This window comes from Thalassospira lucentensis (assembly GCF_011806425.1).
In the GTDB taxonomy this organism is placed as follows: domain Bacteria; phylum Pseudomonadota; class Alphaproteobacteria; order Rhodospirillales; family Thalassospiraceae; genus Thalassospira; species Thalassospira lucentensis_B.
Window position 1 is genome coordinate 276,554 of record NZ_JAATOV010000002.1, and the last position, 14,607, is coordinate 291,160.

11 protein-coding genes are annotated in these 14,607 nt (G+C 52.9%); 4 read left to right on the top strand and 7 right to left on the bottom strand.

All coding sequences use genetic code 11. The features are described 5' to 3' along the window. Positions 1-118: 118 nt before the first annotated feature. Both HCZ99_RS06870 and HCZ99_RS06875 read right to left on the bottom strand, forming a co-directional pair. Complete coding sequence (locus tag HCZ99_RS06870) at positions 119-1,717, bottom strand: DHA2 family efflux MFS transporter permease subunit (protein WP_167446213.1); 1,599 nt, start codon at positions 1,715-1,717, stop codon at positions 119-121. Continuing rightward, on the bottom strand, positions 1,717-2,820 hold the full coding sequence (locus HCZ99_RS06875; RefSeq protein WP_167446214.1) for an HlyD family secretion protein: 1,104 nt from the start codon (positions 2,818-2,820) through the stop codon (positions 1,717-1,719). Before HCZ99_RS06875 ends, HCZ99_RS06870 begins: the two co-directional genes overlap by 1 nt. A gap of 98 nt (positions 2,821-2,918) precedes the next feature. On the opposite strand from HCZ99_RS06875, the gene HCZ99_RS06880 reads away from it, so the two are divergent. After that, complete coding sequence (locus HCZ99_RS06880) at positions 2,919-3,554, top strand: TetR/AcrR family transcriptional regulator (RefSeq protein ID WP_167446215.1); 636 nt, start codon at positions 2,919-2,921, stop codon at positions 3,552-3,554. A gap of 110 nt (positions 3,555-3,664) precedes the next feature. On the opposite strand, the gene HCZ99_RS06885 is transcribed toward HCZ99_RS06880, so the two are convergent. After that, complete coding sequence (locus HCZ99_RS06885; protein WP_167446216.1) at positions 3,665-3,838, bottom strand: hypothetical protein; 174 nt, start codon at positions 3,836-3,838, stop codon at positions 3,665-3,667. A 420-nt stretch (positions 3,839-4,258) separates the two neighbouring features. Here HCZ99_RS06885 and HCZ99_RS06890 point away from each other — a divergent pair, with 420 nt between their 5' ends. Next, on the top strand, positions 4,259-5,473 hold the full coding sequence (locus tag HCZ99_RS06890) for an NADP-dependent isocitrate dehydrogenase (protein ID WP_167446217.1): 1,215 nt from the start codon (positions 4,259-4,261) through the stop codon (positions 5,471-5,473). A gap of 169 nt (positions 5,474-5,642) precedes the next feature. Here HCZ99_RS06890 and HCZ99_RS06895 read toward each other — a convergent pair whose 3' ends face one another. From HCZ99_RS06895 to glpQ, 3 genes are all read right to left on the bottom strand, one after another. After that, a complete protein-coding gene (locus HCZ99_RS06895; RefSeq protein ID WP_167446218.1) occupies positions 5,643-6,506 on the bottom strand; it encodes a pirin family protein in 864 nt (287 codons plus the stop codon). Positions 6,507-6,761: 255 nt separating this feature from the next. Next, positions 6,762-7,364, bottom strand: coding sequence for an NAD(P)H:quinone oxidoreductase (gene wrbA, locus HCZ99_RS06900; protein ID WP_167446219.1), 603 nt, complete (start codon positions 7,362-7,364; stop codon positions 6,762-6,764). Between the two features lie 128 nt (positions 7,365-7,492). Then, on the bottom strand, positions 7,493-8,572 hold the full coding sequence (glpQ, locus tag HCZ99_RS06905; protein WP_167446220.1) for a glycerophosphodiester phosphodiesterase: 1,080 nt from the start codon (positions 8,570-8,572) through the stop codon (positions 7,493-7,495). Between the two features lie 267 nt (positions 8,573-8,839). Between glpQ and HCZ99_RS06910 the strand changes: the two genes are divergently transcribed. Continuing rightward, positions 8,840-12,727 (top strand): PAS domain-containing hybrid sensor histidine kinase/response regulator, encoded by a 3,888-nt coding sequence (locus tag HCZ99_RS06910; RefSeq protein ID WP_167446221.1) that lies wholly within the window; start codon positions 8,840-8,842, stop codon positions 12,725-12,727. Here HCZ99_RS06910 and HCZ99_RS06915 read toward each other — a convergent pair. Next, positions 12,717-13,904, bottom strand: a complete 1,188-nt coding sequence (locus tag HCZ99_RS06915; RefSeq protein WP_167446222.1) for a vWA domain-containing protein — start codon at positions 13,902-13,904, stop codon at positions 12,717-12,719. The two genes, HCZ99_RS06910 and HCZ99_RS06915, sit on opposite strands and share 11 nt — an antisense overlap. 176 nt (positions 13,905-14,080) lie before the next feature. Between HCZ99_RS06915 and HCZ99_RS06920 the strand changes: the two genes are divergently transcribed. Then, positions 14,081-14,602: an isoprenylcysteine carboxylmethyltransferase family protein gene (locus HCZ99_RS06920; RefSeq protein WP_167446223.1), complete on the top strand. Its 522-nt coding sequence runs from the start codon at positions 14,081-14,083 to the stop codon at positions 14,600-14,602. The last annotated feature ends 5 nt before the right edge of the window (positions 14,603-14,607 follow it).

Below are 14,607 nucleotides of genomic sequence, written 5' to 3' on the forward strand. Positions count from 1 at the left end.
CGGGGAAAGGGGACCGGCCAAGCCGCACTCAAGCATACGCTTGCGGGGTCGGGGGACAGTGTGCGGCTTGTTTCAAAGCCCCCTGCCACTTTTGGCGATCAGGGGGATATGGGTTTGATCAGTGCGCACCTTCGGCACCAGCCGCATGGCGGGCAGGTTTGGCAAGGGGCAGCAACAGCAATGCCACCACAAAGGTCGCTGCCATCGCCAGATAAACATCGTTAAATGAAATCATTGATGCTTCGCGTGTGACGATTTGAACAATGGTTTTCATGGCCGCGGCATGCGGTTCGGCAATGCCCATTTGCGAATAGCGCGCCATCAAGGTCGCCAGATGGTTTTTAAAGGCCGTGCTGGCCGGGCTGATATGCTCGGACAAGATCGAAAAATGATAATCGATGCGTTTATCCAGCAACGTATTGATCGCCGCCATGCCAATCGCCCCACCAAGGTTCCGCATCAGGTTATACAGACCACTGGCGTTTTTGATCTTTTCGGGCGGCAAGGTGCCAAGGGCCAAATCAGTGACCGGCAACATGCAAAACATCATCGCCGCCCCGCGCACGACCTGTGGCCAGATCAGCTCGTGAAAGGAAACTTCGCTGGTGTTAAAGCCATGCATCGCAAGGCCCAAAGCAAACAACGCCAAGCCAAATCCCAGAACCACGCGCGGTGGGAATTTTGCCGTCACTTTGCCGGCGATCGGCGCGCTCAGGAATTGCGAAATCCCCGTGACCGCCATGACAATACCGATTTCAAGACTGTCATAGCCCCGAATACGCCCGAGCATCAGCGGCATGACATAGACACTGCCATAAAGCCCGATACCCAGCGTAAAGCTAAACACGCAGCCCATCGTAAAGTTGCGGTCGGTAAAGGATTTCAAATCGACAATCGGCTTGTCATAGCGAAACATCCGCCAAAAGAAATACAGCCCGGCAATGACGCAAATGATCGTGCCATAGACAATCGCACGTTCATCAAACCAGTCGTCTTTGGGGCCTTCATCCATGACATATTCAAGGCTGCCCAAAAATACCGCCATGGCAATCAGGCCTTTGAAATCAAACCCCTTAAGCAGGGATCGATCGCCTTTATCAATGTGAAGCGTCATGCCCACCACAAGGGCAATCAAAAGCCCCGGCAGAACATTGATCAAAAACAGCCAGTGCCATGACAGCGACTGGGTCAAAAAGCCGCCCAATGTCGGCCCGACCGTCGGCGCCATGGTGGCAATCAACCCGATCATCACCGAGGCGGTATTCCGTTTTGCCGGTGGGAAAATGATGTAGGTGGTAGCAAAGACGGTTGGGATCATCGCCCCGCCAAGGAAGCCTTGTAGCGCGCGAAACCAAATCATGCTTTCGATCGACCACGCAAAGGCCGATGCCACCGACATCATCGTAAAGCCAACAGCCGACATCACAAACAGCCAGCGGGTCGAAATCAGCCGTGACAAAAACCCCGAAAGCGGGATCATGACGACTTCGGCAATCAGATAACTGGTTTGCACCCAGCCAATTTCATCGGGGCTTGCCGATAAACCGGCCTGAATATCTTCGAGCGAACTTGCAACAATCTGGATATCAAGGATGGCCAGAAACATACCAATAACCATCGCGACCCAGCCAATAAAGGCGGCGCGATCAATCTGCCCGCTGTCTGCTGATGTGGGCACTTTGGCAGTGTTGTTGGTATCGCTACTGGCACTGGCCATTAGTTACGCTCCGACAGTTCCGTTTTGGAAACATCGGCCGGGACAAGGCCGCTTGCGGCAACATGTTGGCTGCCATCGGCATCACGGGTATCGACATCAACAACCACAGACAGGCCCGGGCGCAGGGCATCGGTCCATTTGCTTTGATCCAGGGCGATGCGCACCGGAACGCGCTGGGTAATTTTGGTGAAGTTGCCCGTGGCATTTTCGGGGGGCAGCAAACTGAACTGCGATCCGGTTGCCGGGGCGAAACTTTGCACATGACCGGTGATATCGGCATCCGGGAAGGCGTCGACTTCAACCTGCACTTTTTGACCCGGTGCCATATGGCCGATCTGGGTTTCCTTGAAATTGGCAACGATGTAAACGTTGGGCAGCGGAACAAGAACCAGCAGTTGCTCGCCCGGCTGAACCAACGCACCAGTTTGCACCGACCGATTGCCAACAACCCCATCAAACGGGGCATAAACGCGGGTATCATCAAGGGATTGCTGTGCCAGATCACGTGCGGCTTGGGCCTGACTTACGGCACGTTCGGCCTCAGTTTTCTGGGCTTTTAGAACGCCAAGCCGGCTTTTTTCGACGGTCAGCGTGGAATTTGCCACCGCGACTTGGGCCTGTGCGGTTTGGCGGTCGGCCTTGGCGTAATCATATTTCTGGCGGCTGGCCGCACCCTTTTTGACCAGATCCTTATAGCGGTCAAAATCCTCGGTCGTGCGATCAAGCTCGACCTTGGCAATTTGCACATTGGCTTCGGCCTGATGGATGGCGGCTTCCTGGAGGGTGATTTGTTCGTCCATTGTCGCAACCGCCGAACGGCGGGCTTCAAGGGCGGCGGTTGCCTTGGCGACTTCGAGACGGAAATCATCGTCCTTGATCGTCAGCAGCAAGTCACCCTTGCGCACCGACTGGTTTTCATCGGCGCGCAATTCGCCCACATATCCCGATACCTTGGGCGAAATCGCAACTTCGTCCGCCTGCAAATAGGCATTGTCGGTATTTTCGAAATACTGACCCTCGGTCAGCCAATAGAAACCGTAATAGGCACCGCCGCCAATGATCGCTGCTGCGACCAGGGGCAGTATGATTTTCTTCACATCCATCGCCGTCTAAGCCCTTTTGGTATTGATTAGTACCATTTGCATTTATATGGTACCAACCAGTACCAAACGTCAAGCGCGAAATTGGAAACATTCAATTTATGAAAACCGAACAGCTCAATCCCAGAACGCTCAAACGCCGTGACGCCATGATTTCGGCGGCACGCGAATTGTTTTGCGAGCATGGATTTGCCGGCACGACGCTTGAAATGATCACGGCAGAGGCCGGTGGATCACGCCGCACGATCTATGAGCTGTTTGGCAATAAGGATGGGGTGTTTGAGGCGGTTATTCGCGATTGCACCGGGCGCATTACATCGATCATGGCCGGTCTTGAACTCACCGACCTTCCGCTTCGGGCGGCACTTATTCATTACGGTGAAACGCTGATGGAGCTTCTGACAGCCCCGGATACAATCCGTTATATGCGGCTGTTTCTGTCTGAAGTGCCGCGTTTTCCCAAGCTTGGGAAAATCTTTTACGAAACGGGCCTGATGAATGGGCGGCGGATCATCACGTCTTATTTTGAACGTCAGATGAACGAAGGACGCTTTCCCAAGGGCGACCCAAGACAGGCCGCCATTTTCTTTTCCAGCCTGATCAAAGCCGATTACGACATTCGCCAGATGTCCTATGTCGATTGGGAACCGCAGGCCAAGGATTTGCGATCACACGTGATTGGCTCGGTTGATATGTTCCTGCGTGGCTATGGGCTTGATCCGGACAAAACGGCGTAAGAAACAGGTTCAGCAAAAGCCGTACGTCCAAAAGCATGATCTGGCAAAGCCGTGCCTTTTCGGCGGTAAAAGCCAAAACATGGTCCCCCGACCCCGTTTTGGCGGCGGCCCTAGTCAAACAGGGTCAGCAAGCGCCATGCAACGGGCCCGAACATCGTCAGGGCCCCGACCCACATCGTGCACAGGCCCCAGTTTTCGTCACGGTTGCTGAACCCCACCGCCAGCAGTCCGAAACCGATCAGGCACAAAAGAATGACGATGTTATTTTCCATTGTCGCAATCATGACAGTCCCCTTTTTGTAAAGATCACGCCCCAATCGGAGTCTCCGATCTTTCCCCTCAACACCCCAACCTTAGGGGCGGTTGGCATGGGGCTTCTTTGATCCGTGTCAGGTCGACTTGTTTTTTCGCCACCTTGATCGTCATGTTGTAAAAATTCGAGACGCACGCCTAAATAGCGGGCCTCATTGCGGTTTTTGGGATGGCAAACCGGCGCCAAACCCCAATCAAACCGGCGGGAAATCCGGCTTTTGATCGATCCGGATAATGTTGTTGGCTCACCCTCTTTGATTTTCTGGTGGCTTCCTGTATGTTCGGGCTCCCGACGCGGCCAGGGCGCTCCCTCGCGCGCCGGAAGACAAAGATGAACCATCTTGAATGGCAGCCGCGCTGTAACTCGGCCGCGGCCAGCAAGGGAGTATTCCATGAGCAAGATTAAAGTTAAGAATCCAGTCGTCGAGCTTGACGGCGATGAAATGACCCGGATCATCTGGGATTTCATCAAAAACAAACTGATCCTGCCGTATCTCGACATTGACCTGAAATATTACGATCTTTCGGTTCAGAAACGTGACGAGACCGACGACCAGATCACCATTGATGCGGCAAACGCCATCAAGGAACACCGCGTTGGTGTGAAATGCGCAACCATCACCCCTGATGAGCAGCGCGTTGAAGAATTCGATCTGAAAAAGATGTGGAAGTCGCCGAACGGCACCATCCGTAACATCATTGGCGGTACCGTTTTCCGTCAGCCGATCATTTGCTCGAACGTGCCGCGTTTGGTTCCGGGTTGGACCCAGCCGATCGTTATTGGCCGTCACGCATTTGGTGACCAATACCGTGCGACCGACTTTAAAGTTCCGGGCGCAGGTAAACTGACCATCAAGTTCCAGCCGGCAGACGGCGGCGAAGCCATCGAGCATGAAGTCTTTGACTTCCCGTCCTCGGGCGTTGCGATGTCGATGTACAACCTTGATGACAGCATCAAAGGTTTTGCACGTGCTTGCATGAACTATGGCCTTAACCTTGGTTGGCCGGTCTACCTCTCGACCAAAAACACCATCATGAAAGCCTATGACGGTCGTTTCAAAGACCTGTTTGAAGAAGTCTTCCAGGAAGAATTCAAAGACAAGTTCGAAGCAGCTGGCATCACCTATGAACACCGCCTGATCGATGACATGGTCGCATGTGCCATGAAATGGAACGGTGGTTTCGTTTGGGCTTGTAAGAACTATGACGGCGACGTTCAGTCTGACACCGTGGCACAGGGCTTTGGCTCGCTCGGTCTGATGACCTCTGTTTTGATGACCCCGGATGGGCAGACCGTCGAAGCAGAAGCAGCACACGGCACCGTGACCCGTCACTATCGTCAGCACCAGCAGGGTAAAGAAACCTCGACCAACCCGATTGCGTCGATCTTTGCTTGGTCGCAGGGCCTGAAATACCGTGGTGAATTCGACGGTACGCCAGAAGTTGTCAAATTTGCTGAAACCCTTGAAAAAGTTTGCGTCGACACCGTCGAAGCTGGCTTCATGACCAAGGATTTGGCGCTTCTGATCGGCCCGAACCAGAAATGGCTGACCACCAACCAGTTCCTCGACAAACTGGACGAAGGTCTGAAAGCTGCAATGGCCTGATCGGTTTTCGATCACGCTGGCAGTTTTGCCAAATAAAAGAAGCCCTCGCCGTTCATTCGGCGGGGGCTTTTCTTTTGGGGATTATAACGACAGCGTACGAAAAAGCCCCGATCCGGATGGATCAGGGCTTCGTCTTTAAAGGCATATCGTTAAGCAGTGCCGAAACGCTTTAGGACGCCGCTTTGCGGACGAAATTACCGTTCTGGTAATCTTCAAAGGCCTGCATCAATTCTTGTTTGCTGCTCATGACGAATGGGCCATAGCGCACGACTTGCTCGTGGATCGGGCGTGCAGCAATTACCAGCATGCGACCACCATGTTCGCCACCTTCCAGGGTCACGCCATCGCCGTCCTGAAGGATCGCCAAGTGATGGGTCGGGACAGGCTTGTCGGCAACCACCGCATCGCCGATAAAGACATAGGCAACCGCCGTATGGCCCTTGGGCGTTGGGATGGTGACTTTGGCACCCGGTTCGAGTTTGACATCGACAAAGACCGGATCGGTCGAAATGCCGTTAATCGGGCCGGTTGCACCATGCATGGATCCCGCAAGAAGGCGCAATTGCGCGCCATCGACCGGCGAGATTTCCGGCAATTCATCCGGTTCCATATTCTGATAACGCGGATCAATCATCTTGTCCTTGGCGGGCAAGTTGATCCAAAGCTGAAAGCCCTGCAAAAGGCCGTCTTCTTGTTCGGGCGTTTCGGAATGTACAATGCCGCTTCCGGCCGTCATCCACTGCGCCCCGCCAGAACGCAGGATACCTTCGTTGCCCATGCTGTCTTGGTGGCGCATGGCACCTTCGACCATATAGGTCACGGTTTCAAAACCACGGTGGGGATGTTCGGGGAAGCCGGCGATATATTCATCGGCCTTATCGGTCGAAAGCGAATCAAGCATCAGGAACGGATCAAGCATATCAAGCTGTGGCGTTCCGATGGACCGACGAAGTGCGACACCCGCACCATCAGATGTATCCATGGCGCGCAGAACTTTTTCGACGCCGCGCGGATTTTCAACAGAGTTAGACATTTTTATCCTCCTGATCATATCGGCAGTCGTGCCAGACAGAGCTTTATACCCATCACTGTCGCATAAAGCTGTCGCCAAACAAGACCCAATCAGGCATCTGATTGTTTCCATTTGACCAACAAAACGGGCGGAGCCAACGGACGAAAGGCCCCTTTATGCCCGTTGTTGTTTCGCCCTAAACCCCAAAGCCAAACAAAAAAGGCAGCCTTGATTAAGGCTGCCTTTCGCGATTTAGGTCCAAATCGAAGGTGTAAATTACCCTGCGAGTTTGGCGGCCAGTTCGGCAACGTGTTTGCCCTGGAACTTGGCGATATCAAGCTCGTTTTCCGACGGGGTGCGTGACCCGTCAGAACCGGCAAGCGTGCCCGCACCATAAGGTGAACCACCCGTGATCTGATCCATTTTGGTCAGGCCTTCGCAGCTATACGGGACACCGGCAATGACCATGCCCAGATGCATCAAAGTCACATGGGTTGTCAAAATGGTGCTTTCCTGACCGCCATGCTGGGTGCCGGTCGAGGTAAAGACAGAACCGACCTTGTTGATCAGTTCGCCGTTGGCCCAAAGGCCACCGGTCTGATCAAGGAAGGTGCGCATTTGGCCTGGCATGTTGCCAAAGCGGGTCGGCACACCAAAGATGATCGCATCGTATTTAGGCAGATCGGAAACTTCGGCCACGGGTGCAACCTGATCCATTTTCGCACCGGCTTCACGGGCGGCGTCCTCGGGCATGGTTTCAGGCACGCGTTTCACATCAACATGCGTTCCGGCAACGGCGCGCGCGCCGTCGGCCACAGCATTCGCCATGGTTTCCACATGTCCGTACATCGAATAATAAAGTACGAGTACTTTTGCCATCATTACCTCCTTGGTTGACGCCCCCATCGACCAATGTTCGTGTATGAACACAGATTGGGAACACCGAAGTTAGAAACTCTATAGGTCCCATAACGCATCAGACCGCGTTATGTTTCATCGCCCCGCCATTAGGCTGCGGGATTTTCGGCCAAATATTGCACAACCTGATCAGGGAAATCGGTGAAGACGCCATCAATCCCGGCATCATCAAAAATCGCCTTAAGCGCGATATTCATATCCCCAGCCCATTTCGGCAATTTATCCGCACGCAAGGTATAGGGATGCACGGTAAGCTGTGCACGCTGGGCGGCGATCAGGGTTGGTGTCATCACCGCGGTTCCCTTTTCGCTTAGACCTGAAATCACTTGGGGCAACCACGGGCCGATGCCATCCACAACCTTGGCCATTTCCAAAATGCCGTCATCGGATTTTAGATAATCGTAGTCCGTACCTTCTGGCGCGCCCCAGCTGTTTTCGCCGATCAGCTGCACCATTTTGCCCTGATAGTTTAATTCGTTGCGGATCCGCTTGGTTTCGGCCCAGTCAAACGATTGCAGGTAGGCATTTGAAGACGGATTGTTGTAGCCCCATTCTTCCAAAACCGAGACGACTGCTTTGGCGATGTCTTGACCCTCGGCGTGGTGGAAGGCCGGGTTTTTGATTTCTGGATAAATCCCGACTTTTCGGATCGACGATTTATTCAGCCCCTGGATCATCTTGATTTCTTCTTCAAGGGTCGGGATTTTGAAAATGCCAAATTCCTTCGGGAAGCGTTGTACAAACACTTGCTTGCCGGTATCGGCCTTAAAGCGTTCAGTGACATTTAAGGTTTTGAGTTCTTCAAGGGTGAAATCAATCGCGTAATAGCGCCCGTCTTCGCGTTTGCGGTCGGGGAATTTGGTCGCGACATCGGTGGTGGTATCAACATGAATGTCATGCAAGATCACCGGCACGCCATCCTTTGACAGGACCACATCCTGTTCAATGTAATCAGCACCCATCCCATAGGCCAACGCAACAGCAGGCAACGTATGTTCCGGTAGATATCCCGACGCACCACGATGGGCGATCACGACTTTTTCCTGGGTGATGTCCTGTGCGGCGGCGGTGCCAATCCCTAACCCGGCTGCGTTCAACGCCATAACCGAACCTGCAACCGACAAACCGACACCAAACAGTGCCGCGCGGATCGTCTTTTTTATCAGCATCCCAAATTCCTTAATTCCATGTGCCACCGGCATATTTTTATAGCGGTGTTTTCTGGACTATAGGCCGAGCCTCATGACAGACAAACGCGCCATTACGCCGTTTTTATGTTCTTCATGAAACGGTTACATGGAGATCACAACGTTTGGTGCACCTTTGAGTTCCTTTGGCAGGTGACAAACAGGAAAATTGACGCGGAACTAGAAAAGCGGCCCGCCAGTCCCAATTTCATAACTCATGACGTTTGACATCATTTTGGCGGCGGTTTTGTGTTCCCATTCAAATACAGTTTCTCACAAAAAGAACTAAAGCTGCTTTCGGTGCTGATTGCCTTTATCGGCATTAGCCTGACCGCCGTGGAAGCATGGTATCTGCGGCAAAATAATATGGCCTATATTCAGGCATCCGTTGATGACGCATCCGCCAAGGCGACGGCGGCGATCAGGGAACGGTTTAGTCTGTATCAATATGGTCTGCGCAGCACCAAGGGCGTCATTCTGGCGACTGGCGAAAACAGCATAAGCCGCCGCCAATTTGTGCAATATAGCCAAGTGCGCGATATCGATACGGAATTCCCCGGTGCGCGCGGATTTGGCTTTATCCGTCGGGTTGATGTCAGCGACGAGGCTGCATTTTTGGAACGTGCGCGTGAAGACGGCGCACCGTCCTTTACCATCCGCCAACTGACCCCCAATAACCAAGAACGCTATATCATTCAGTATATCGAGCCCGCTGGCCGCAACCGACAAGCCATCGGTCTTGATATCGGATCAGAAACCAACCGACGCAAAGCCGCCGACGATGCCATGCGCACAGGAACGGTTCAACTGACCGGGCCGATTACCCTTGTGCAGGCAACAGGCAACCCCAAACAGTCGTTTTTGATCCTGACCCCGATCTATCGTCCGCATATGCTGCTTCAAACCCAAGCGCAGCGGGTTGCCGCCGCGTTTGGCTGGAGCTATGCGCCCCTTCTGATGGAAGAGGTTCTTGCCGATCTAGATTTTTATGACGGGTCTTTTGTGCTGGAACTGATCGACGTCACCGAACCCGACAATCCCGTTTCGTTTTTCAAAAACCTTCCGACAGAAAATCTTGAGCAATCGGACTTTAACAGCGTTGATAACATCACCCTTTTTGGCCGCACATGGTCGGTGCATTTCACCGCCACACCAGAATTCATCAATCGACTGAACCTATTGCCCCATGAAACTGTCCTTGCCGTGGGATCAGCGGCCAGTGTGGGGCTTGCGCTTTTGTTCGCTGCATTTATGTCCAGTCGCCTTCAAAAACGCCGTGCGATGGAAAACCGCGCTGCTTTGGCCTCGATTGTTGAAAACTCGTTTGATGCGATTATTGGCCGCGACTTAGATGGCGTTATTACAAGCTGGAACCCCGGTGCAACGGCGCTATTTGGCTATAGCGAGGAAGAAGCACTAGGCCAGCCGTTTAAAACGCTTCTGGTGCCCGACACGTTGCAAGAAGAAGAAGCCGCGATTTCGCGACGTTTGTCACGTGGTTCTCCGACGAAGAACTTTGAAACGCAGCGCCGCTGTAAGGATGGGACGATTATTGATGTCTCGGTGACCGCATCACCGATCAAATCAGATACCGGGCAGATCATTGGATCGTCCAAAACAATGCGTGATTATACGGCCCAAAACGAAGCCCGCCGCCGCATCAGCGAGATGAATACGCATCTTGAAACTTTGATTGCGCAACGCACGGCCGAGCTTACCGAAGTCAATTCGTTGCTGATGAATATTTTGCGGTCTGCGTCGGACGTTGCCATCATCGCCACAGATGAAAACGGTGTGATTACGGTTTTCAACACCGGGGCAGAGCATCTGTTTGGCTACTCCCAAGACGAAGCTGTCGATCACATCAATCTTTTGCAGCTGTTCATGCCATCTGAATTGAATGCCTATGCATCCCAACTTTCCCAACAGGTTGGCGAACAGGTTCCAAATCAACAGGCCCTGTTTTACAAACCCCTTATGGGGCATGCGACCACGAAGGATTGGACACATATCCGAAAGGACGCCTCAGAATTCAATGCGTCGGCGGTGATTTCCAAAATTCAAAATGACGATGGTACCCACGGGGGATTCTTGTGTGTGTCGATTGATGTGACATCGCAATACAAATTCCGCCGCCAACTGGAATCTGTGCGTAACCAGCTTGAAATGGCCGCCCAAGTGGCGGAAATGGGGGTTTGGTCCTGGGATATAGAGACCAACAAGCTTCATTGGAACGAACATATGTTCGAAATCTATGGTTACCCGGCATCGATGAAAGAACGGGAAACCACATTTGAAGATTGGCGTTCCAGACTGGACCCGGACGAAGTTGAAGGTGTTCAACAGCGCCTGATGTCGATGGTTGATGGACATGGCGATTTTGACATCAACTTCCACATTTTCACACCCGCGGGCGAACGACGGGTGATCCAGACCGGTGCCGAAGTCGAACGCACCGAAAATGGTCGGGCTATTCGCGTGACCGGCTTTAACCGCGACATTACCGACCAAATCCAACGTGAAGAAATACTGCAACAGGCCAAGGAAAGTGCGGATCGCGCCAATCGCGCGAAGTCAAACTTCCTTGCCAATATGAGCCACGAAATCCGCACCCCGATGAATGCCATCCTTGGCATGTTGCAATTAACCCAGCAGACAGAGCTGACCGAAACCCAGAACGACTTTCTGATCAAAGCCCAAAGTTCGGCCAAGGCGCTGCTTCGGATCCTGAATGACATTCTGGATTATTCAAAAATCGAGGCCGGGAAACTTGAACTCGACATGCATGAGTTCAACCTGATCGAACTGCTCGATGAGTTGGGGAACGTCCTTTATGGCAATGATCATAATGACGGCATTGATCTGTTTTTCGATATCGGCCCCGACCTTCCAACATCAGTCATTAGCGACAGTCTGAAACTGCAACAGGTTTTGACCAACCTTGCGGGCAACGCGTTGAAATTCACATCAAGCGGCTATGTCTGCATTTCCGTTCGTTGCGTGGACACACAAAGTGACGCGCCAAAACGCATCCGTTTTGCGATTGAAGATACCGGCATTGGGATTTCGGACGAACAATTATCCCGCCTGTTTACCGGCTTTACACAGGCAGAAGCCTCTACCACGCGTCAATTTGGTGGCACCGGCCTTGGATTGGCGATCAGTGACAGCATCATTGCCGAGCTTGGCGGGAAGATTGATGTGAAAAGCACGCTTGGTCAGGGCAGCGTTTTCTCGTTCGAGCTTGATTTCGACCTGCCGCCGGGATCAAAAAAGACGTCGCCAATCGCGGCTCATAGCGCGCAAAACAAGCGAGTATATCTTTTGGCATCAACAGCGCGGTCCACGTCCGTTCACCAAACGTCATTGCAAAACATGGGCTATGACGCCGTATGTGCCGCCTCATCCGATGAATTGATTGCCGCACTTTCCACTGGCCCCGGTCATGACAGCGGAATGCGTTCATCGGCAACGGTTGTCATTGATGAATACGGGCTTTCTGATGACGACATACACAAGCTTGCCGATACCCTGTCATCGATGGATGCCGACCAGACCAAGATTGTTTCGCTGTCGCGCCGCCAAAGCAAGCTGGCCCAAACCGCGGCAAACTTAAACCTGCGCAGCCTGCATAAACCTTTCGTTCCGCAAAAACTTAAATCCGCACTGGAAGGCGAAACCAATATCCAAAACACGATTGACGATACCGGCCCGACGTCAAAATCCACCCGGCTGGAAGGCATGAATATATTGGTGGTCGAGGATAATCTGCTTAATCGCGAAGTGGCAAAAGGCTTGCTGCAAAACGAAAGTGCAAAAGTCGACTTTGCCGTAAATGGCCTTGAGGGGATTGAAAAAGCCCTCGCCCCGGACCGGCATTATGATTTCGTGGTTATGGACGTTCAGATGCCCGGCATGGACGGCATCCAGGCAACCCGTGAAATCCGCAAATTCAAAACAAAGTCGGAATTACCAATCGTTGCGATGACCGCCAATGCATCCCACGCCGACCGGGATGAATGTCTGGCGGCGGGGATGAATGCGCATTTGGGAAAACCGATCAATATCGATGAATTCGTTGCCCTTTTGGTCAAGACGGGCGCGCAGACGCGAACGGAAAATCGGCCTAGCGATTAAGTTCGACGGTCATGCGATCCAGCCCATCAAGGGTTAACGGGAACATCCGCCCGCCCATCAATTGATGCATGATTTGGATGGATTGGTGATGACGCCACCAATTTTCAGCCTGCGGATTGATCCATGCGGCATGTTCGAAATGATCGAGCAACCTTTGCATCCACACCGCACCGGCTTCGGCATTCCAATATTCCACCGCCCCACCGGGATAGGTGATTTCATAGGGGCTCATGGTGGCATCGCCGACAATCACCAATTTATAATCCGCACCATAAGTATTGATCACATCCCACGTTGAAACCTGATCAGATCGGCGGCGCGCATTATCCTTCCACAAACCTTCATAGGGGCAATTGTGGAAGTAATAATATTCCAGATGCTTGAATTCGGTTTTGACCGCGGAAAACAATTCTTCGCAGACCCGAATATGGTCATCCATCGATCCGCCAATATCAAACAGCATCAGGACCTTGACCGCGTTATGGCGTTCCGGGCGCATTTGCACATCAAGCCAGCCGTGGCGCGCGGTTGATGTGATGGTGCCGGGTAAATCAAGCTCATCGGCGGCCCCGGTGCGCGCCCATTTGCGCAATCGACGAAGCGCCACCTTGATATTGCGGGTGCCGATTTCGATACTGTCATCCAGGTTCTTAAATTCGCGCTTGTCCCAAACCTTTACCGCCCGGCGATGACGCGATTTATCTTGCCCGATACGAACCCCTTCGGGGTTATAGCCATAAGCCCCAAACGGCGATGTTCCGGCCGTGCCGATCCATTTATTGCCCCCTTGGTGACGGCCTTTTTGCTCTTCCAGCCGTTGCTTTAACGTCTCCATCAGCTTGTCCCAGCCGCCAAGGCCCTCGATCTCGGCCTTTTCTGCGTCGGTCAGGAATTTTTCGGCCAGTTTGCGCAGCCATTCTTCGGGGATGTCGGCCTCGGCGACTTCGTCCATGCCCTCGGCCAGATCAATCACGCCTTTAAAATGCGCAGAAAAGACGCGGTCGAACTTATCAAGGTTACGCTCGTCCTTCACCAGACTTGCGCGCGCCAGATAATAGAAATCCTCAACCGAATAGCCCGCCAAGCCCTTTTCGACGGCCTCAAGCAATGTCAGGTATTCCCGTAACGAGACCGGAACGCGGTTTTCTTTCAGCTTATAGAAAAAGCCGGTGAACATCACACGCCCCCGCTATTGGCAATGTAAAGGTTTTCAGAAAAAACCATCGTGTTTTGTTCCCTAACCTTGCGCAAACCGGCACTAGACAGCGTTGGTGCATTCGGGCAATGTCCGCCAAAATTTGACCACGCCCAAATAAGGGCATCATAAAAAACAAACCACAGAGCCAGAACAAGATGCCCGAAATTATCTATGCCTTTGTCAGCGTTGCTGTCATTGCCCGACTGGTCACCGTTGCCGTTTCCAAACGCAATGAAGCACGATTGCGTACGGCTGGTGCGGTGGAACATGACAGCCAAACCACCAAAATCCTGACGATTGCCCATATTCTGTTTTACATTGCCTGCATCGGCGAAGGGTTCTATCGCGCGGCCCCGGCAAGCATGGTGACCTATATCGGAATGGCGATTTGGGCGGCGTCGATTTTGGTCCTGATTGGCGTGATCGCGACCTTGCGCGAACTCTGGACAGTCAAACTGTTCATTTCGCCGCATCACGAAGTCCGCACCAGCATTCTTTATAAAATTTGCAAGCATCCAAACTACTTCCTGAACATCCTGCCCGAACTTGTCGGGTTTGCCATCGCCCTTCAGGCATGGGGCACGCTGATCATTGGCCTGCCGATTTACGGCTTTATCCTGTGGCGTCGCATCCGGGCCGAGGAAATCGCCATGAGGGCAACCTTCCCGACCTATTAAGGCCG

Coding starts and splice junctions, on each gene's coding strand:
- wrbA (WP_167446219.1), bottom strand. CDS start 7,364: ATGGCAAAAGTACTCGTACTTTATTATTCGATGTACGGACATGTGGAA.
- HCZ99_RS06920 (WP_167446223.1), top strand. CDS start 14,081: ATGCCCGAAATTATCTATGCCTTTGTCAGCGTTGCTGTCATTGCCCGA.
- HCZ99_RS06885 (WP_167446216.1), bottom strand. CDS start 3,838: ATGATTGCGACAATGGAAAATAACATCGTCATTCTTTTGTGCCTGATC.
- glpQ (WP_167446220.1), bottom strand. CDS start 8,572: ATGCTGATAAAAAAGACGATCCGCGCGGCACTGTTTGGTGTCGGTTTG.
- HCZ99_RS06870 (WP_167446213.1), bottom strand. CDS start 1,717: ATGGCCAGTGCCAGTAGCGATACCAACAACACTGCCAAAGTGCCCACA.
- HCZ99_RS06890 (WP_167446217.1), top strand. CDS start 4,259: ATGAGCAAGATTAAAGTTAAGAATCCAGTCGTCGAGCTTGACGGCGAT.
- HCZ99_RS06880 (WP_167446215.1), top strand. CDS start 2,919: ATGAAAACCGAACAGCTCAATCCCAGAACGCTCAAACGCCGTGACGCC.
- HCZ99_RS06895 (WP_167446218.1), bottom strand. CDS start 6,506: ATGTCTAACTCTGTTGAAAATCCGCGCGGCGTCGAAAAAGTTCTGCGC.
- HCZ99_RS06875 (WP_167446214.1), bottom strand. CDS start 2,820: ATGGATGTGAAGAAAATCATACTGCCCCTGGTCGCAGCAGCGATCATT.
- HCZ99_RS06915 (WP_167446222.1), bottom strand. CDS start 13,904: ATGTTCACCGGCTTTTTCTATAAGCTGAAAGAAAACCGCGTTCCGGTC.